This is a genomic window from Paracoccus aerius, from assembly GCF_014656455.1.
Classification (GTDB): Bacteria; Pseudomonadota; Alphaproteobacteria; order Rhodobacterales; family Rhodobacteraceae; genus Paracoccus; species Paracoccus aerius.
On record NZ_BNCL01000001.1, the window covers coordinates 105,087 to 124,123 of the forward strand.

General features: G+C 66.0%; 16 protein-coding genes. 11 read left to right on the plus strand and 5 right to left on the minus strand.

Going from position 1 to position 19,037, the window contains the following annotated elements; genetic code table 11:
* Positions 1–3: 3 nt before the first annotated feature.
* Genes IE224_RS00560 through IE224_RS00570 form a run of 3 tightly spaced genes read right to left on the minus strand, consistent with a single transcriptional unit; the run spans position 4 to position 3,373 of the window.
* Positions 4–1,113: an SPFH domain-containing protein gene (locus tag IE224_RS00560; RefSeq protein WP_191307180.1), complete on the minus strand. Its 1,110-nt coding sequence runs from the start codon at positions 1,111–1,113 to the stop codon at positions 4–6.
* A 56-nt stretch (positions 1,114–1,169) separates the two neighbouring features.
* Complete coding sequence (locus IE224_RS00565; protein WP_229849182.1) at positions 1,170–2,204, minus strand: DUF2927 domain-containing protein; 1,035 nt, start codon at positions 2,202–2,204, stop codon at positions 1,170–1,172.
* Positions 2,201–3,373, minus strand: coding sequence for a toxic anion resistance protein (locus tag IE224_RS00570; RefSeq protein ID WP_191307181.1), 1,173 nt, complete (start codon positions 3,371–3,373; stop codon positions 2,201–2,203). Before IE224_RS00570 ends, IE224_RS00565 begins: the two co-directional genes overlap by 4 nt.
* 341 nt (positions 3,374–3,714) lie before the next feature.
* On the opposite strand from IE224_RS00570, the gene IE224_RS00575 reads away from it, so the two are divergent.
* The gene (locus IE224_RS00575) at positions 3,715–4,392 is read left to right on the plus strand and encodes a sugar transferase (protein ID WP_167621906.1); all 678 of its coding nucleotides are present in this window, start codon (positions 3,715–3,717) and stop codon (positions 4,390–4,392) included.
* On the opposite strand, the gene IE224_RS00580 is transcribed toward IE224_RS00575, so the two are convergent.
* Together IE224_RS00580 and IE224_RS00585 are read right to left on the minus strand one after the other, a co-directional pair.
* Positions 4,393–5,142, minus strand: a complete 750-nt coding sequence (locus tag IE224_RS00580) for a WecB/TagA/CpsF family glycosyltransferase (protein WP_191307183.1) — start codon at positions 5,140–5,142, stop codon at positions 4,393–4,395.
* A gap of 81 nt (positions 5,143–5,223) precedes the next feature.
* Entirely contained in the window at positions 5,224–5,550 is a 327-nt protein-coding gene (locus IE224_RS00585; RefSeq protein ID WP_167621908.1) for a DUF1330 domain-containing protein, read from the minus strand.
* A gap of 203 nt (positions 5,551–5,753) precedes the next feature.
* On the opposite strand from IE224_RS00585, the gene IE224_RS00590 reads away from it, so the two are divergent.
* From IE224_RS00590 to IE224_RS00635, 10 genes are all read left to right on the plus strand, one after another.
* Positions 5,754–6,944 carry an efflux RND transporter periplasmic adaptor subunit gene (locus IE224_RS00590; RefSeq protein WP_191307186.1) on the plus strand — a complete coding sequence of 397 codons (1,191 nt, stop codon included), beginning with the start codon at positions 5,754–5,756 and terminating at the stop codon, positions 6,942–6,944.
* Positions 6,945–6,972: 28 nt separating this feature from the next.
* Positions 6,973–10,095, plus strand: coding sequence for an efflux RND transporter permease subunit (locus IE224_RS00595; RefSeq protein WP_191307188.1), 3,123 nt, complete (start codon positions 6,973–6,975; stop codon positions 10,093–10,095).
* 18 nt (positions 10,096–10,113) lie between these two features.
* Entirely contained in the window at positions 10,114–11,001 is an 888-nt protein-coding gene (locus IE224_RS00600) for a LysR family transcriptional regulator (protein ID WP_191307190.1), read from the plus strand.
* Positions 11,002–11,087: 86 nt separating this feature from the next.
* On the plus strand, positions 11,088–11,564 hold the full coding sequence (locus IE224_RS00605; RefSeq protein ID WP_191307192.1) for a formate dehydrogenase subunit gamma: 477 nt from the start codon (positions 11,088–11,090) through the stop codon (positions 11,562–11,564).
* Positions 11,561–13,078 carry a formate dehydrogenase beta subunit gene (locus IE224_RS00610; protein ID WP_191307194.1) on the plus strand — a complete coding sequence of 506 codons (1,518 nt, stop codon included), beginning with the start codon at positions 11,561–11,563 and terminating at the stop codon, positions 13,076–13,078. Before IE224_RS00605 ends, IE224_RS00610 begins: the two co-directional genes overlap by 4 nt.
* A complete protein-coding gene (fdhF, locus tag IE224_RS00615) occupies positions 13,075–15,981 on the plus strand; it encodes a formate dehydrogenase subunit alpha (protein ID WP_191307196.1) in 2,907 nt (968 codons plus the stop codon). Before IE224_RS00610 ends, fdhF begins: the two co-directional genes overlap by 4 nt.
* Positions 15,982–15,984: 3 nt before the next feature.
* Complete coding sequence (gene fdhD, locus IE224_RS00620) at positions 15,985–16,809, plus strand: formate dehydrogenase accessory sulfurtransferase FdhD (RefSeq protein WP_191307198.1); 825 nt, start codon at positions 15,985–15,987, stop codon at positions 16,807–16,809.
* Positions 16,799–16,999, plus strand: a complete 201-nt coding sequence (locus IE224_RS00625) for a formate dehydrogenase subunit delta (RefSeq protein WP_191307200.1) — start codon at positions 16,799–16,801, stop codon at positions 16,997–16,999. Before fdhD ends, IE224_RS00625 begins: the two co-directional genes overlap by 11 nt.
* 65 nt (positions 17,000–17,064) lie before the next feature.
* Complete coding sequence (locus IE224_RS00630; protein ID WP_229849183.1) at positions 17,065–18,021, plus strand: diacylglycerol/lipid kinase family protein; 957 nt, start codon at positions 17,065–17,067, stop codon at positions 18,019–18,021.
* Positions 18,018–18,866 carry a metallophosphoesterase family protein gene (locus IE224_RS00635; RefSeq protein WP_191307202.1) on the plus strand — a complete coding sequence of 283 codons (849 nt, stop codon included), beginning with the start codon at positions 18,018–18,020 and terminating at the stop codon, positions 18,864–18,866. Before IE224_RS00630 ends, IE224_RS00635 begins: the two co-directional genes overlap by 4 nt.
* Positions 18,867–19,037 lie beyond the last annotated feature (171 nt).

Consider the following 19,037-nt stretch of genomic DNA (forward strand, 5'->3'; position numbering starts at 1 on the left):
CGCCTATCCGGGCAGGGGCGGCGGCATCGGGGGAAACAGGCGCGCAAGATCCGGAATGTCGCCCGCCTTGCGCCAGCCATCCTGGCCTGCCGTCCAGACCAGGGTCTCGGCGCCGAACCGTCCCTCGGACGCCAGCCGTTCCAGGCCCGCGCGGTCGAACGGTCCCTCGGCCTTGCCGTTCAGCGCCACGTGCCAGGCAGCATCGGCCTGCGTCAAGGGGGGCGGCGTTGCGCCAGCTTGCGGAATGCTGCCCCAAGGTCCGGATACGGGACGGCTTGCCATCCCCGCGCCAAGCGCCGCGCCCATTGCGGCCCCCATGCCGGCACCCGCGCCGCCGGGGTTCTGGCTTGCGTTCACCATCGCCTCGCTTGTCGCATATTGGCCGAAGCGGTCGAGATCGCCCAGGATTCCCATCGAGGTCCGCTTGTCCAGCATCTTCTCGACCTCCTGGGGCAGGCTGATATTCTCGATGTAGAACTCGGGGATCGAGATGCCATAGGCGGCGATGGTGGGTTCGATGGCCTGGGAAACCAGCTTCCCCAGGTCGCCGGTATTGGCCGCCATGTCGAGGACGGGGATCCCCGAGCCGGCGATCACGCGGGAAAACTCCTGCACGATCACGTTGCGGATCTGGAAGGCGATCTCGTCGCGGGTGAACTCGCCGTCTGTGCCCACGATCTCGGTCATGAAGCGGGCGGGGTCGGTCACGCGCATAGAATAGGTGCCGAAGGCCCGCAGGCGGACCGGCCCGAACTCGGGGTCGCGGGCCATGATCGGATTGCGGGTGCCCCACTTCAGGTCGTTGAAACGCGTCGTGCTGACGAAATAGACCTCGGACTTGAAGGGGCTGCGGAAGCCGTGGTCCCAGTGCTGAAGCCGCGTCAGGATCGGCAGGTTGTTCGTTTCCAGCATGTAGAGGCCAGGGCCGAAGGTGTCCGCAAGCTGGCCTTCATGGACGAAGACGGCCGACTGGCCTTCGCGGACGGTCAGTTTGGCGCCGTATTTGATCGCGTTGCCGACGGTGGGATAGCGCCAGACCATCGTGTCGCGCGTGTCATCGGTCCATTCGATGACTTCGATGAATTCGCCGCCGAGAATGTCGAAGATCGCCATGATCGCCTCCGCAGGATGTCAGTCATGTATGCGGCCAAGGCCAGGCGGGGCGCAAGTCAGATGCTTTGCGCCAGAAGCTCTCCGGCGATCTGGCGCACGATCGGCTCGGCCTCGGCCTGCGTCATGCCGGGGCGCAGGCGCGGGTCGTAAAGGATCTGCAGCAGCAGTTCGTCATGCCGCGTCAGCAGGGCAAATTCCTCGTCGTCATTGAAGACCGAGGGACGCGCGGCCGGGCTGTCATTGGCCAGTCCCATGCCCTGGGCCAGTTCCTCGTGGATGCAAGAGGTCTGAAGCAGGGGCGGAAGTTCCGCCCGGATCAGGGCGACGGCGTTGGAATAGACCGGCTCGGCCCCGCGCGAATAGGCGAAAACCGTGCAGAAATTGTCGGGATCCAGCCCCTGCATCACCGCGATGTCCTGCGCGGGAATGCCTGGCACCAACTGCGCCAGCCTGGGTCCGATGGCGCGGCGTTCGTCATCGGACAGGACCATCACCACGAAGTTGCCGTTGCCTTCCGCCAGCGAGACGGGATGGCCGGTGGCCCCGGCAAGGCGGGCTGCGAACTGGCTGACCTCGACCCGATAGGCGCGGCGCGCGGCTACATCGACGACCGTGCCGAACTCCATCTGCAGGCGCACGGGTTCACCCCAACGCCGCAAGGGCGCGGGACCGCCGCCGCCTGTCGCGCGCATCCCGCCCGATCCGTATTCATCGCGCAGCGCGATGGCCACGAAGTTGCGGGTCAGGGTTTCCACGTCGATCGGTGCGTCCTGGGGCACGCGGTCGCGGCGAAGGCGGCCCCGGTCGCGCAAGGCAAGCTCGGCCCGGGCATAGAAGTCGCGTTGGGCATTGCTGGCAAGACTGGCCTTTGTCAGCGCCTCGGCCGCGGCGGCATTGGCGGCGCGATTGCGTTCCGCGCGGGCCTTGCGCAGTTCGGCCTGGCTGGCGCCCGCCTCCTCGGGGCGGGGCTGCGGCCGGGGCGAGGGCGTTGCCTGCGGACCGGGCGCGGGCGCTTGGCAGGCGGCCAGGGTCAAGAGGCCCAGCAGCGGCAAGCTGCGCCAGAAGCCGGTCATGGTCGGTGCAGCCATCATCGCCGGGCGGGTCCTTCCTGCCGCTGCGCAGTCGCGCGAGCCAGGGTGTCGCGCAGGTCGGCCTCCATCTTCGTCAACTCGCTTTCGGCGGCGGCGCGGCGGGCGCGGCCTTCGTCGGCGATGCGCAGGCTGTCCTCGATCGTGGCGATCAACTGGGCGTTGGCCGCCTTGACCGAGTTGATGTCGAAGACGCCGCGTTCCGTCTGGGTGCGGATCTGCACATTGGCCTGCCGCAGGTTGTCGGCATTGCGCGTCAGCAGATCATTGGTCAGGTCGCTGGCTTCCTTGACGGCGCGGGCAGCCTCGGCGCTGCGCTGGATGGTGACCGCCTGGGCAAGCTGGGTTTCCCAAAGCGGCACGGTGTTCACCAGGGTCGAGTTGATCTTGGTGACCAGCGACTTGTCGTTTTCCTGCACCAGCCGGATCGAGGGCAGGGACTGCATCGTCACCTGCCGCGTCAGTTTCAGGTCATGGACCCGGCGTTCCAAGTCGTCGCGAACGGCCCGCAGATCGCGCAGGGCCTGGGCCTTCATCACCTGGTCGTCCTCCGGCGCGGCGCCGACGGTCGCCTCCAGTTCGGGAATGGCCTTACTGTCCAGTTCCTGCAGCTTTTCCTCGCCCGCGGCGATGTAGAGGGCAAGTTCGTCATAGAAGTTCAGCGTGTGGTCATAAAGCTGGTCCAACGCCTTGATGTCCTTCAGCAGCGTCTGTTCGTGCCGCTCAAGCTCGACGGTGATGCGGTCGATCTGGGTCTGGACCTGTTCGTAATTCGCCACGAACTTCGCGAAGGGGGCGGACCGGCCCAGCAGCTTTTCCCACCAGCTTCGGGTGCGCCGCATGTCCAGTTCGGAAGTCGAGAAGCCGCGGATCGTCGTGACGATGCCACGCAGGCTTTCGCCCGCCGGTCCCACGTCCTTGCTTTTGACATCCGCCAGCATCTTCTGGCTGATTTCCTGCAAGCCGGCCTGGGCGCGGGTGCCGAAACGGACGATCGAGCCGGAATCGCCCAGGTCGATCTCGTCCATCCGGCGCCTGATCTCGGCCTGAAGCTGGGGATCGGCGGCGCGAACCGATACGGGTTCGGGCTGGGGTTGTGGCAGGACCGCAGAAGTCACCTTCTCGATTTCGCTACGGATGTCTTCGGCACGGCGGCGTGTTTCATCGGTCATGGCGTTTCCTTCCTTGTCCCGGCTTGGGCAGGCATGTTGCAGCGCAGCATAGGCTGAACGCGGCGCAGTTCAACCAAACAGCAGGAGAAATAGCAAAGCGCCGTGCAGCCAGCCCGCATGGATGATTCCTGGCCCGAATCTTCGCCTGCATTTGGTCGCCGAAGCCGGGCGAAATTGGCCTTGCCATGTCCATCCTATCTAAAATGTCAGGTCATTAACCCAGTTAAATCAAACTTTATGCATGTCCATCCGGTTGCAGGGATGCTAGTGTCGATCTCGTTATCAGTGGCCGCCCTTGGTGTTTTCGGGGGCATTTTTAAAAAGTGTTAGTGCAGGTAGTGATGCAGGTTAAGACTCAGTCTGTTGCCCTGGCCCATGTTGCGGCTGCCCCCTCCATTGAAAATTCGCGTCCCTGGCTGTATCGCAGCCTGGTCAAGCGCCCGCTGGACGTGATTGTCGTCCTGCTCAGTTCGCCGGTGGTTCTTCCGCTGGTGCTGCTTTTGGCATTGATCGTCATGATGGACGGGAAGAATCCCTTCTATTCGCAACAGCGGATCGGCAGGAACGGCCGGGTTTTCCGGATGTGGAAGCTGCGCAGCATGGTCCAGGGCGCAGATCAGCGCCTGGAAGCCTATCTGTCCGAGAACCCCCAGGCCCGCAAGGAATGGGACGAAACCCAGAAACTGCGCGACGATCCCCGCGTCACGGCCTTTGGCAAGATGCTGCGCGCCAGTTCCCTGGACGAACTGCCGCAACTGTGGAACGTCGTTTCCGGCGACATGAGCCTGGTCGGCCCGCGTCCCATGATGCCGGACCAGGAAGTCCTGTATTCGGGCGAGGGATATTACCGCCTCCGTCCCGGCATCACCGGCTTCTGGCAGACGGCCGGTCGCAACAAGACCACCTTCGCCGCCCGCGCCTGGTATGACGACCGCTACGAACGCGGCCTGTCCTTCGCAAGCGACCTGTCGATCCTGGTCCGCACAGTGTCGGTTGTCCTGGGGCGGACGGGCTGCTGATCAGCGACGCTGCCTGAAGGCCGCCATCGCCTCGGACGGGAGGATGGCGGCGCATTTCGCATAGCGGGGGACAAGGCGCTTGGGTGCCGACCCCATCCTCCAGGCCCATTCCATCGCGATCCGCCGGACCCATCGCGGTGCACGGGTCTGATTGCCAGCCAGGAAATCCAAGCCCGCGCCGATCGAGGCGAAGCCCACTTCGGGCGCCACGGACCGGCCGCGTGCTGCCAGCCGTTCCTGCTTGGGCGCGCCAAGCGCCAGAAGGCACAGCCGCGCCCCGCTGTCGCGGACTTGCAGCAGCAGATCTCGGGCAGCCTCGCTGTCGGGATCAAAACCCATGGGCGGGGCGATGCGGGCCACGATCCGGCATCCGGGGGCGCGGCGGGCGATTTCGTCGGCTGCGGCGGTCAGCGCCGCTTCCGTCGTGCCGACAAGGGCCACGCCGACATCCTCGGCCGCGGCAAGCTGGGTCAGGGGAACGACCAGATCCGATCCCGCGACCAGTTGAACCGAATGCCCGGCCAGCCGGGAAAGCCAGACGATCGGATTGCCGTCGGCCACGATCAGGTCATGCTGGGCATAGGCGGCCCGAAACCCGGGATCCTGCCGCAGCTTGACCAGGTGGTCCAGGTTGATCGTCGCCAGGGCGAAGCCTTCGCCCGCGCGAAAGCGGCGGGTCAGTTCGGCCCGAAGACTGGGGTGATCGGGCATGTTGATCCTGACCACCGAGGATCCATAGGTAAATTGCATCGCGACCTGTCCTGCTAAGGGCCTGGTCCGGCCCAATGCCGTTTCCTTGCCGCTTTTGCGCAGGCCATGCAATCGGACAGTTCACCCCTTCGGCAGATAGGGGATGCCTCCGGCCAAGTCGGTGTCGTCGATCAGGTGGAAATTGCTGATGCTGCCGGCCTTGCGTGCCTGCCCGAGGGGGACGTATTCAGGATCGCTGGCAAAGGCGCGGGCCGCGTCCTTGGACGGGAACTCGATCAGCGCGACAAGGGTGCTGCCCAGCGGCTTGCCCTCCAGCGTGTCGATGTTGCCCGACCGCGAGAGGTATCGCCCGCCATGGCGTGCCGCGATTTCGTGCACGCGGGCCGCATATTCGGGCACCCAGGAATCGTCGGTCACCGTCACGTCGGCAATCAGATAGGCAGTCATCGGATCCTCCACCGTTCATCTGCGCGAATGAGACTGCCTGCGGGCTGTGCATCAGGCAAGTGCGCCGCCGCAACAGCGCCGCGAAATCGCATCAGACCCGTTGTCCTTTGCACCGCTTGACGATAGCGTGAGCGGCGGCGACGAACTGCCCTTCGCGAAGGGGCAGGCGCCGGCATCGGAAAACCTTCAGACGGACGGACAGCATGGCCAGGCTGACACGATTCTTTGTTCTTGCCGGCATGGTTGCGGCAACGGGTCCGGCTGCTGTTATGGCGCAGGCGCCGGGCGGCGACATGCCGCCCCCTGCGGTTACGGTGGTGACGGTCCAGGCGCAGGACGTGACGCTGACGGCGACCTTGCCGGGCCGCGTCGTCGCCTCGGCCGAGGCCGAGCTGCGCCCCCAGGTCGGCGGCCTGATCGTCGAGCGCCTGTTCGAGGAAGGCAGCGTGGTGGCCGAGGGCGATCCCTTGTATCGGATCGACCCCCGCACCTATGAGGCCGCGCAAGCCCAGGCTGTGGCGTCCCTGGCGCAGGCCCAGGCTCAGGCCGACGCGGCCCGGCGCGATGCGGAACGCGTGGTTGCCCTGCGCGACCGTCGCGTTGCCAGCGAACAGAACCAGGACAGCGCCATCGCCGCCCGCGACGCCGCCGAAGCGGCCGTCAAGGCGGCCGAGGCTCAGTTGCTGGCCACCCAGATCGACCTGGACCGCACCACCATCACCGCCCCCATCGACGGGGTGATCGGCCTGGCGCAGGCCAGCCCCGGCGCCCTTGTGACGGCGGGGCAGGCCAATCCCCTTGCCGTCATCCGCCGCATCGACCCGGTGCGCGTGGACGTGACCCAATCCGCGGCCGAGATCGTCCGCTGGCAGCGGATGGGCCCCGAAGCCGCGCTGCCCACGGGGGCCGACCGCACCGTCTCGCTGCGCCTGGCCGATGGCAGCACCTATGAACATACCGGATCGATGACCGCCGCCGAACCCTACGTCGATGAGATGACCGGCGTGATCACCCTGCGGATGGAGTTCGCGAACCCCGACAACCTGCTGCTGCCCGGCATGTTCGTGCAGGCCGACATCCCGCAAGCAAAATTGAAGAACGCAATCCTTGCCCCGCAGGAAGGCGTAAGCCGCGACCGCCGCGGCCGTCCCATCGCGATGATCGTCAACAGCGACAACATCGTCGAGGAACGCGCGCTTGAAATCGCCCAGGACCAGGGCAACCAGTGGGTCGTGACAAAGGGTCTTGCCAGCGGCGACCGGCTGATCGTGTCCGGCCTGCAGCGCGTGGCGCCCGGTGCGCCCGTGACGCCGCAGGAACGCGGCAGCGAACCGGCCGCGACCGCCTCGGCCGACCAGGCCGCCCCGCCGGCCGACGCCGCGTCCACCAACTGACGCCCCCAGCACGAAGGCGCGACAGATCATGGCCCGTTTCTTCATCGACCGTCCGGTATTCGCCTGGGTGATCTCGATCATCATCATGGGCATCGGCATCCTGTCGATCCTGACCCTGCCGGTGGCGCAGTATCCGCAGATCGCGCCGCCCTCGGTGACGATCCGGGCGACCTATCCCGGCGCCTCGGCCGAAACCATTTCGAATACCGTGACGCAGGTGATCGAGCAGCAGATGACCGGCCTTGACGGTTTGCGCTATATCTCGTCCGGCTCGACCTCGGCGGGATCGTCCTCGACCACACTGACATTCGAGACGGGGACCGACGTCGACATCGCCCAGGTCCAGGTTCAGAACAAGCTGTCCCAGGCCACGCCGCTGCTGCCCGAACCCGTGCAGCGGCAGGGCGTGGTGGTCGAGAAATCGACCGCCGGCTTCCTGATGGTGATCGGCCTGATCGGCGACGACAACTACGACCAGACCGACCTTTCGGACTACATGTTCTCGAACCTGGTGGACGACCTGTCCCGTGTAGAGGGCGTAGGCAGCGTGCAGGTCTTCGGCGCGCCCTATGCCATGCGCATCTGGCTGGATCCCGACAAGCTGGCCGCCTATGAAATCGCGCCCTCGGACGTGGTGGCGGCGGTGTCGGCGCAGAACACGCAGATCTCGGCCGGGGCCTTCGGCGACCTGCCCACCGTCGAGGGGCAGCAACTGAACGCCACGGTGACCGCGCAGTCGCTGCTGTCCACGCCCGAGGATTTCCGCCAGATCGTCCTGCGGGCCGAGGAGAATGGCGGCCTGGTGTTGCTGCGCGACGTCGCCCGGGTCGAGATCGGGGCTGAAAGCTATGCGACCGAGGCGACCTTCAACGGCCGCCCCGCGGCGGGCATGGCACTGTCCCTGGCGCCGGGCGCCAATGCGCTCGACACGGCCGAGCGTGTCAAGGAACGCATGGAGGAATTCGCCGAGTTCTTCCCCGAAGGCGTGGACTACGTGATCCCCTTCGACACCTCGCCCTTTGTCGAGATCTCGATCGAGGAAGTAGTGAAGACCCTGATCGAAGCGATCGTGCTGGTCTTCGTCGTCATGTATGTCTTCCTACAGAACTGGCGGGCGACGCTGATCCCGACGCTGGCCGTGCCCATCGTGCTGCTGGGCACCTTCGGCATCATGGCGGCCTTCGGCTTCACCATCAACACGCTGACCATGCTTGCCATGGTGCTGGCGATCGGCCTGCTGGTGGACGACGCCATCGTTGTGGTGGAAAACGTCGAGCGGATCATGGAGGAAGAAGGCCTTCCCCCGCGAGAGGCCACCCGCAAGTCGATGAGTCAGATCACCGGCGCACTGGTCGGCATTGCCCTGGTGCTGTCGGCGGTCTTTGTTCCGATGGCCTTCTTCCCCGGCTCGACCGGGGTGATCTATCAGCAATTCGCGATCACCATCGTCTCGGCCATGGCTCTGTCGGTGCTGGTGGCGCTGACGCTGACGCCCGCCCTTTGCGCAACGCTGCTGCGGTCCAAGGACCATCACACCAAGCGCGGCCTGTTTGGCTGGTTCAACCGCAACTTCGACCGCACCACCAACGGCTATACCGGCGCGGTGGGCTGGATCGTGCGCCGCCCGCTGCGGGTGCTGCTGGTCTATTCGGCCATTGGCGCGGCGATGGTGCTGCTGTTCCTGCGCACGCCCGAAGGCTTCCTGCCCGACGAGGACCAGGGGATCATGTTCGTCCTGATCCAAGGTCCGACCGGTGCCACGGCGGAACGGACGGCTGCAGTCATCGACCAGGTGCAGGACTACTTCCTGAACCAGGAAAAGGATTCCGTCGATTCGATGTTCGGCGTGGTGGGCTTTAGCTTCGCGGGGCAGGGCCAGAACGTCGGCATCGCCTTCGTGCGGATGAAGGACTGGAAGGACCGGCCCGATCCCGCGCAATCGGTGCAGGCCGTCGCAGGCCGGGCCTTCGGCGCGCTAAGCCAGATCCAGGACGCGATGGTCTTCCCCATCGTGCCGCCTTCGGTGATCGAACTCGGCAACGTTTCGGGCTTCGACTTCTATCTGCAGGCGCGGGGCGGGCAGTCGAACGAGCAGCTGCTCGAGGCCCGGAACCAGTTCCTGGGGATGGCGGCGCAAAGCCCCTTGATCGCCCAGGCCCGTCCTTCGGGGCTGGAGGATGCTGCGCAGTTCCGGCTGGACATCGACTGGCGCAAGGCAGGCGCGATGGGCGTGACGGCGACCGATGTGGCGAACCTGCTGCAGATCGCCTGGACGGGCCGCTATGTGAACGACTTCGTGGATCGCGGCCGCATCAAGCGCGTCTATGTGCAGGGCGAGGCGACATCGCGGTCGACCCCGGCCGATTTCGACAAGTGGCGGGTCAGGAATGCGATGGGCGGGCTTGTGCCCTTCTCGAACTTCTCGACCGGGGACTGGACCTTCGGGCCGCAGGGCCTGAACCGATATAACGGCATCCCCTCGATGCAGATCCAGGGCAGCCCGGCCCCTGGCGTCAGTTCAGGCGACGCGATGGCCGAGGTCGAGCGGCTTGTGGCCCAGATGCCCGGATTTGCCGTGGCCTGGACCGGCCTGTCGCTGGAGGAACGGGAATCCGGCGACCAGACGACCCTGCTTTACGCGCTGTCGCTGGCCGCGGTCTTCCTGTGCCTGGCCGCGCTTTACGAAAGCTGGTCGATCCCGCTGGCGGTGATCCTGGTCATGCCGATCGGCGTGCTGGGCGCCCTTGTCGGCGCCTACCTTGGCGGCTTCGACAACGGCGTCTTCTTCCAGGTGGGCCTGCTGACCGTGATCGGCCTGACCGGCAAGAACGCGATCCTGATCGTCGAGTTCGCCCGCGAGCAGTCCGAAGCCGGCGTGCCCTTGTTCAAGGCCGTGGTCGAGGCCGCGCGCCAGCGGTTCCGCCCGATCATCATGACCTCGATCGCCTTCACGCTGGGCGTGTTGCCCTTGCTTCTGTCCACGGGCGCAGGGGCCAATGGCCGCAACGCCATCGGGGCCACGGTGATCGGCGGGACCATTGCCTCGACCGTTATGGGCATCCTGTTCGCGCCGCTGTTCTATGTGCTGATGCGTCGTCTGCTGGGCCGCAAGGACAAGTTCGACGAAGCGCAGGCCGCGCCTGCACAGTGATCCCGCAAGGGGGGCGGCATGATCGACAAGCTGGAGATGTTCCTGGCCGTCGCCAAGGAACGCCATTTCGGCCGCGCCGCCGAAAGCCTGGGGATCACTCAGCCCACCCTGTCGGCGGGCATCAAGCAGCTTGAGGAACAGCTTGGCGTCCTGCTGATCTTTCGCGGCTCGCGCTATGGCGGCCTGACGCCCGAGGGGCAGTCGGCGCTTGTATGGGCCCGCCGCATCGTAGGCGACACCCGCCAGTTGCGAGAGGAGATGCGGGCCACCCGCCATGGCCTGTCGGGCCAGTTGCGCATCGCCGTCATTCCCACTGCGCTGACCTGGGCAGCGCGGATCAGCGCGCGTTTCGGCGCGGCCCATCCGAATGTGGGCATGACCATCCTGTCGCGCACCTCGGTCGAGATCTTGCAGATGATCGACGATCTGCAAGTCGATGCGGGGATCTCGTATTTGGACAACGAACCGCTGGGCCGGGTCAGCACGGTCCGCCTTTATGACGAACGCTATATGCTGGTCTGCGGGTTGGACTCGCCCTTGGCGCGGCGCGACCGGGTGACTTGGGGCGATCTGGCGGGGCACCGGATGTGCCTGCTGACCAGCGACATGCAGAACCGCCGCATCATCAACCGCAACCTGATCGAGGCAGGCGTCGTCCCGCAGGCGCCCGTCGAATCCAGTTCCACCGTGGTGCTGGTCGCGCATGTGCTGGAAGGCGGCTGGATCACCATCCTGCCCGAGGACATCGCCGGCTTCCTCACCGAAGGCAAGCCGCTGCGGATGATCCCGCTGGACGGGGACGGGGCCAGCCATGCCGTGGGCCTTGTCGCCCCGTGGCGCGAGCCTCATACCCCCGTGCTCGAGGCGCTGCTGTCCGAGGCGCGTCGCATGGCCAACGATAGGTAATGTCTATCGCCTGACGGAACAACGATATTGATTTTGGTATGGCCGGGATGTCTGCTGGTTCAGCAAGACAGTTGAAAGGCCAGCCTATGCATCTTGATGCGCCAGCCCCGTCCGAGGAGGAAATCCGCGAGGTCGTCGCGCCGCTTTCCTCGCTGGAAGGGCCACTTCTGCCGATGCTGCACGCCTTGCAGGAAACCTGGGGCTTCGTGCCGCACGCCGCCGTGCCGGTGCTGGCGGATGTCCTGAACCTGGGGCGGGCCGAGGTGCATGGCGTCATCAGCTTCTATCATGATTTCCGCAGTCAGCCCGCCGGGCGCCATGTCCTGAAGATCTGCCGGGCCGAGGCCTGCCAGTCGATGGGCGCCAATGCCTTGGCTGAATCGACCTTGCAGAAGCTGGGGATAGGCTGGCACGGCACGACCGCCAATGGTGCCGTGACGGTCGAGCCTGTCTATTGCCTCGGCCTCTGCGCCTGCGCGCCTGCCGCGATGGTGGATGGTCGCGTGCTGGGCCGCGTCGATGATGCCCGCATGGACCGCATCCTGGCCGAGGTGGGCGCATGAAGATCTTTGTTCCCCTGGACAGCGCCGCCAAGGCCCTGGGCGCCGATGAGGTGGCCGAGGCAGTTGCGCGTGAAGCGCAGGCGCGTGGCCTGGACGTGCAGCTTGTCCGCAACGGCACGCGCGGCATGGTCTGGCTGGAGCCGCTGGTCGAGGTCGAGACGCCCGAAGGCCGGATCGGTTACGGAAACGTGAACCCGGACCAGGTGGGGGATCTGTTGGACGGCAAGCTGAACAGCCTGGGCCGGGTCGAGGATATCGACTGGTTCGCGCGCCAGACCCGCCTGACCTTTGCCCGCTGCGGCGTGATCGACCCGCTGGATCTGGACGATTACGAAACCCATGGGGGCCTGGTGGGCCTGCGCCGCGCCATCGGGATGACCGGCTCGCAGATCGTGCAGGAGGTCACCGACAGCGGATTGCGCGGTCGCGGTGGCGCAGGCTTCCCCACCGGCATCAAGTGGAAGACCGTGGCCGAGGCGGAAGCCCCGCAGAAATACATCGTCTGCAACGCCGACGAAGGCGACAGCGGCACCTTCGCCGACCGCATGATCATCGAGGGCGATCCTTTCTCGCTGATCGAGGGCATGGCGATCGCAGGCTTGGGTGTGGGCGCCACGCGCGGCTATGTCTATCTGCGATCGGAATACCCCGATGCGATCCATATCCTGACGCAGGCCGTGAAGATCGCCCGGCAGCGGGGATTGCTTGGGCCCGACGTGCTGGGATCGGGCCGCGCCTTCGACATGGAGGTGCGCACGGGCGCCGGCGCCTATGTCTGCGGCGAGGAAACCAGCCTGCTGAACAGCCTGGAAGGCAAGCGCGGGACCGTGCGCGCCAAGCCGCCTCTGCCTGCGCTGCAGGGCTTCCTGGGTCGGCCCACGGTCGTGAACAACGTGATCTCGCTGGCGACGATTCCGGTGATCTTCGAAAAGGGCGCGCAGCACTACGCCGATTTCGGCCTGGGCCGGTCTCGCGGCACCGTGACCCTGCAGATCGCGGGCAACGTCAAGCGCGGCGGCTTGTTCGAAACCGCCTTCGGCATGACCTTGGGAGAGGTCGTGAACGACATCGGCGGCGGCACGGCCAGCGGGCGGCCGGTCAAGGCGGTGCAGGTCGGCGGTCCCCTGGGCGCCTATATGCCGATGTCCAAGTTCGACACGCCGATGGGATACGAGGAGTTCGACCGCCAGGGCGGCCTGATCGGCCATGCGGGCCTGGTGGTCTTCGACGACAGCGCCGACATGCTGCGAATGGCCCGCTTTGCCATGGAGTTCTGCGCCGTCGAATCCTGCGGCAAATGCACTCCCTGCCGGATCGGCGCGGTGCGCGGGGTCGAGACCATCGACCGCATCGCTCAGGGCGACGCCGCCGCGATCCCGCTGCTGACCGACCTGTGCGAGACGATGAAGGACGGATCGCTTTGCGCGCTTGGCGGCTTCACGCCATTCCCGGTCATGTCCGCCCTGACCCATTTCCCCGACGATTTCGCCACCTTGCAGGAGGCAGCCGAATGAGAGACTTCATCATCCCACAATACCCGCCGGGCGACGACCGCGACATGGGCACGCCTGCCAAGCAGGGCGCCCCGGTCACGCTGACCGTGGACGGCTTTGCGATCACCGTCCCGGGAGGCACGTCCGTCATGCGCGCCGCAGCCGAGGCCGGCATCATGGTTCCCAAGCTGTGCGCCAGCGACAACATGGAGGCTTTCGGTTCCTGCCGCCTGTGCGTGGTCGAGATCGAGGGCCGTCGGGGCACGCCTGCGTCCTGCACGACGCCTGTCACCGAAGGCATGGTCGTCCACACCCAGTCCGACAAGCTGCGCCGGATGCGCAAGGGCGTGATGGAGCTTTACATCAGCGACCACCCGCTGGACTGCCTGACTTGTTCGGCCAATGGCGATTGCGAATTGCAGGACATGGCCGGTGCGGTCGGCCTGCGCGACGTGCGCTACAAGGCGCCCGAGGAACGGTCGCTGCTTAACCACTTCGCGCCCCGCGACGGCGTGGGGGTAAACGCGCATTATACGCCCAAGGACGAAAGCAACCCGTATTTCACCTATGAACCGGCCAAGTGCATCGTCTGTTCCCGCTGCGTCCGCGCCTGCGAGGAAGTGCAGGGCACCTTTGCGCTGACCATCGAAGGCCGGGGCTTCGACAGCCGCGTCAAGGCGGGGGCGATTGGCGACGACTTCCTGACTTCGGATTGCGTGTCCTGCGGCGCCTGCGTGCAGGCCTGCCCGACTGCGACCCTGCAGGAAAAGTCGGTGATCGAACTGGGCACGCCCGAACGGTCCGTCATCACCACCTGCGCCTATTGCGGCGTGGGCTGTTCCTTCAAGGCCGAACTGAACGGCGACCAGCTTGTGCGCATGGTGCCCTACAAGCACGGCAAGGCGAACCGGGGCCATAGCTGCGTCAAGGGCCGCTTCGCCTATGGCTATGCCCAGCACAAGGACCGCATCCTGAAGCCCATGATCCGCGAGACCATCGACCAACCCTGGCGGGAGGTCGAATGGGCCGAGGCGATGGCCTTCGCCGCTTCGAAGATGAAGGGGATCCAGGACAAGTATGGCCGCAAGTCGGTCGGTGTCATCACTTCCAGCCGCTGCACCAACGAGGAAACCTATCTGGTGCAGAAGCTGACCCGCGCGGTCTTCGGCAACAACAACACCGACACCTGCGCCCGCGTCTGCCATTCGCCGACCGGCTACGGGTTGGGCAAGACCTATGGCACATCCGCCGGGACGCAGGATTTCGACAGTGTCGAACAGGCCGATGTGGTGATGGTGATCGGCGCGAACCCGACCGACGGGCACCCGGTCTTCGCCAGCCGCCTGAAGAAGCGCCTGCGCCAGGGTGCCAAGCTGATCGTGGTCGATCCGCGCCGCACCGACATCGTGCGCTCGCCCCATATCCAGGCGGCTTACCACCTGCCCTTGAAGCCCGGCACCAACGTGGCCGTCGTCACCGCCATGGCCCATGTCATCGTGACCGAGGGGCTGTTCGATCAGGATTTCATTCGCACCCGCTGCGACTGGGACGAGTTCCAGTTCTATGTCGATTTCGTCAGCGACCCGCGCCACGCGCCCGAAAATGTAGAGATGCTGACGGGCGTTCCCGCGGCCGATCTGCGCGCGGCGGCGCGTCTGTATGCGACCGGCGGCAATGGCGCGATCTATTACGGCCTGGGCGTGACGGAACATTCGCAGGGCTCGACCACCGTGATGGGGATCGCCAACCTTGCCATGCTGACCGGCAATATTGGCCGTCCCGGCGTCGGCGTGAACCCGCTGCGCGGCCAGAACAACGTGCAGGGGTCCTGCGACATGGGCAGCTTTCCGCATGAACTGCCCGGCTATCGCCACGTCAAGCTGCCCGATGTCCGCGCGATTTTCGAACAGGCTTGGGGCTGCGAGATCGACCCCGAACCCGGCCTGCGCATCCCGAACATGCTGGACGCGGCGGTCGAAGGCACCTTCAAGGGCCTTTACTGCCAGGGCGAGGATATCCTGCAATCCGATCCCGACACCAAGCATGTCGCGGCGGGCCTTGCCGCGATGGAATGCGTGATCGTCCACGACCTGTTCCTGAACGAGACCGCGAACTATGCCCATGTCTTCCTGCCGGGTTCGACCTTCCTGGAAAAGGACGGCACCTTCACCAATGCCGAACGCCGCATCAACCGCGTCCGCAAGGTGATGGCCCCCCGCAACGGATACGAGGACTGGGAGGTGACCCAGCTTCTGGCCAATGCCATGGGCGCGAACTGGCATTACACCCATCCCCGCCAGATCATGGAGGAGATCGCCGCTACCACACCCAGCTTCGCCGGCGTCACCTATGAGCTGCTGGAGGAGAAGGGTTCCGTCCAGTGGCCCTGCAACGAGAAGGTGCCGGACGGCACGCCCTTGATGCATGTCGATGGGTTCGTGTCCGGCAAGGGGCATTTCATGGTCACGGAATACGTCGCGACCGACGAACGCACCGGCCCGCGCTTCCCGCTGCTGCTGACCACAGGGCGGATCCTGTCGCAGTACAACGTCGGCGCACAGACCCGCCGGACCGAGAACGTCGTCTGGCACGCCGAGGATGTGCTGGAGATCAACCCCCACGACGCAGAACAGCGCGGCATCAAGGACGGCGATTGGGTGCGGCTGGCGTCCCGCGCGGGGGAAACCACGCTGCGGGCGGTTCTGACGGACCGCGTGGCGGCGGGCGTGGTTTATACGACCTTCCATCACCCGACGACGCAGGCTAACGTGGTCACCACCGACTTCTCGGACTGGGCGACGAATTGCCCTGAATTCAAGGTGACGGCGGTGCAGGTCAGCCCCTCGAACGGTCCCTCCGAATGGCAGGAAAGCTATAACGAACAGGCCGAACGGTCGCGGCGGATCCTGACCGCCGCGGAGTAGGACATGGACCTGCCACAGCCCTTCGGGGCCACGGATGCGACCCATCATCGCCCCGGCAGCAGCGTCGCGGTGACCCGCGCGCTGCCCGAGGAAACGGCCATCGCCATGGTCTATGACGGATCGACCCATGCCGTGATGATGGCAACCCCTGCGGATGTCGAAGATTTCGCGATGGGCTTTTCCCTCACCGAAGGGATCGTGACCGGCACCGCCCAGATCGCCAGTTGCGATGTGATCGCCCATGAAAAGGGGATCGAGGCGCAGATGTGGCTGGCCGAGGATCGCGGCGCAGCCCTTGCCGCCCGCCGCCGGTCGCTGGCCGGACCCGTGGGTTGCGGACTTTGCGGCATCGACAGCATCGAGGCTGCGGTCCGGTCGCTGCCCAGCCTTTCCGGGATGGGTCCGACCCTGTCGGTTCAGGAGATTGCAGCCGCAACCGACTCCCTGCGCGGCTGGCAGCCGCTGCATGATCGGACCCGCGCCGTCCATGCGGCAGGTTTCCTGCTGCCGGGGCAGGGGGTCGTCCTGGCGCGCGAGGATGTCGGCCGCCACAATGCGCTGGACAAGCTGATCGGCGCGATGGCGCGGCAGGGGATCGCCCCGGCGCAGGGTGCGATCGTGCTGACCAGCCGCGTGTCCACCGAGATGGTGCAGAAATGCGTGATGGCGGGCTGCGCCGTCCTGATCGCCGTATCCGCCCCCACGCTGCACGCCCTGCGCCTGGCCGAAGGGGCGGGCCTGACCCTTGCCGCCTTTGCGCGTGGCGAAGGCTTCGACCTGTTCTGCCACCCCGAACGCCTGCGGGCAAAGGTTTCCGATGTCGCCTGAAAAGATGGTCACCATGGCCAACCAGATCGCCACGTTCTTCGACACCCAGCCGGGCCACGCGCCCGACAAGATCGCGGCGCATCTGAAGGATTACTGGGAACCCCGCATGCGCGAGCAGTTGAAATCCTACATCGCCGCGGGCGGCGCGGGCCTGCGCCCCTCGGTCCAAGAGGCAGCCCTCAGCCTTTGATGCGGATGCGGTGAAACTGCCCGGCGGTCCGGGTGTTGATGAGGGCAACCGACATGGGGACCCCGATGCGTGACACCGCCGACAAGGTCGATCTTTCCGCCTGCAGGCTGTGCGTGATCCGCAACCGCGGGTCGGGCAAGCAGGATGCCGAAGCCCAGGCCAAGACCATCCGAGAGGCGCTGCAAGGGCGGGTGGCCGAATTTGCGCTGCGGGAAACCAGCCGGGGCGATCAGTTGCAGGACCTTGCCCGGCAGGCGGTCAGGGACGGTTTCGATGTCGTCGTGGCCGCGGGCGGCGACGGGACGCAATCGGCCATTGCGGGCGCGCTTGCCGGAACGGACACGCTGATGGGCGTGCTTCCGGGCGGCACCTTCAACTATTTCGCGCGCGACCTGGGCGTGGGCGAGACGATCGAGGACGCCCTTGAAACGCTGCTGGACGCCCGGCCGCGCGCCGTCGATGTGGGCCAGATCGACGGGCTTGTCTTCCTGAACAACGTCAGCCTTGGCGCCTATCCGCATATCCTCAAGACGCGCGAGGGGATCTACAAACGCTGGGGCCGTTCGCGGCTTGCGGCCTATTGGTCGGTGATGGTCGCGCTTCGGCGGCTGCGCCACCCCATGCGCCTGACCGCCACGGTCGAGGGAGAGGAGCAGCGATACACCACGGCCCTGGTCTTCGTGGCCCGCAGCGCCTACCAGCTTGATTCCTTCGGATTGGATGGGGCCGATGCGATCCGTGCCGGGAACCTTGCGGTGCTGATCGCCAAGGCGCGCAAGCCGCTGCCGCTGATGCGTTCGGCCGTCAGGCTGGCCCTTGGCTTCAGTGCCAAGGACAGCGACTTCGACCTGATCGTCACCGAAAGCCTGCAGATCGAGACCGACAAGGCCCAGCAGCTGATCGCCCATGACGGCGAGAAGACACGGATGAAAAGCCCCTTCCACGTCCAGGTGATGCATGGCGCGCTGAAGGTTCTGGTTCCCGCCGATGGCAGCAACAAGACGCAGGACGCCGGGGCGTGACGCGGATCGCCCATCTGTCCGACCTGCATTTCGGCTTCCACCGGTCCGAACTGGTGGAGCCCCTGCTGGACCGGGTCAATGCCGCCCGGGCCGATCTTGTCGTGGTGACGGGCGACGTGACGCACCGTGCCCGCCCCGCCCAGTATTCCCAGGCGGCTGCGTTCCTGTCGCGGATCGAAGCGCCGGTGATGGTGATCCCCGGCAACCACGACGTGCCGCTTTACAACCTGCCGGTCCGGTTCCTGATGCCGTGGCGGGGGTTTCGCCGCGCCATTGGCCCTCAACTGACGCCCTGCCGCCAGATTGGCCGGGTCCGCGTCATGGGGCTGAACAGCGTCGATCCCTCGGCGGTGCAGCGCGGCATCATCCGCGACGGAGAGATCGCCCGGTTGGAACATAGCCTTGACCCGGAGGCGATGAACATCGTGGCCGTGCACCATCCCCTTGAACATCTGGCGCAGGTCGACAAGGAGCTGTCGCGCCGCGCGCCCGAGGCATTGGCCCGGCTGGACCGCGCAGGCGCGCAGATCGCCCTGTCCGGGCACCTGCATGTCTGGGCAACCGGGGCCATGCTGGACCAGACGGCGCATCCCGGCCTTTTGCAGGTGCAGGCGGGGACGGCACTGTGCGGGCGGCTGTCCGACAGGCAGAACGAATTCGCGGTCCTGCAGATCGACGGCCCGTTCTTGTCGATCGAACGGCACATCGCGCCGATGGGCCAAGCGGCTTTCCGGCCACCCCAGCACGAGTATTTCTCACGCGAAAGCGGTGTCTGGGTTGCGCATCAGCCGGCGGAGGAACCGATCGTTCCGGGGGCGACGGAAACCGTTCTCAGCACTGCGTGACCCGCGCAAGCCGGAAGGACTGCCGCGCAGCCTGGCCTTTATCGCGGCACTTTTGCATTGAGTTATGGGCAAAACACCTTTATATGCACGCCAGTCTTAGGGAGAGATGGTCAGAACAGACCGCAACGGAACGGGTCGGGCGTCACGCCGCGACCCTTTGTCGTTCCCGAA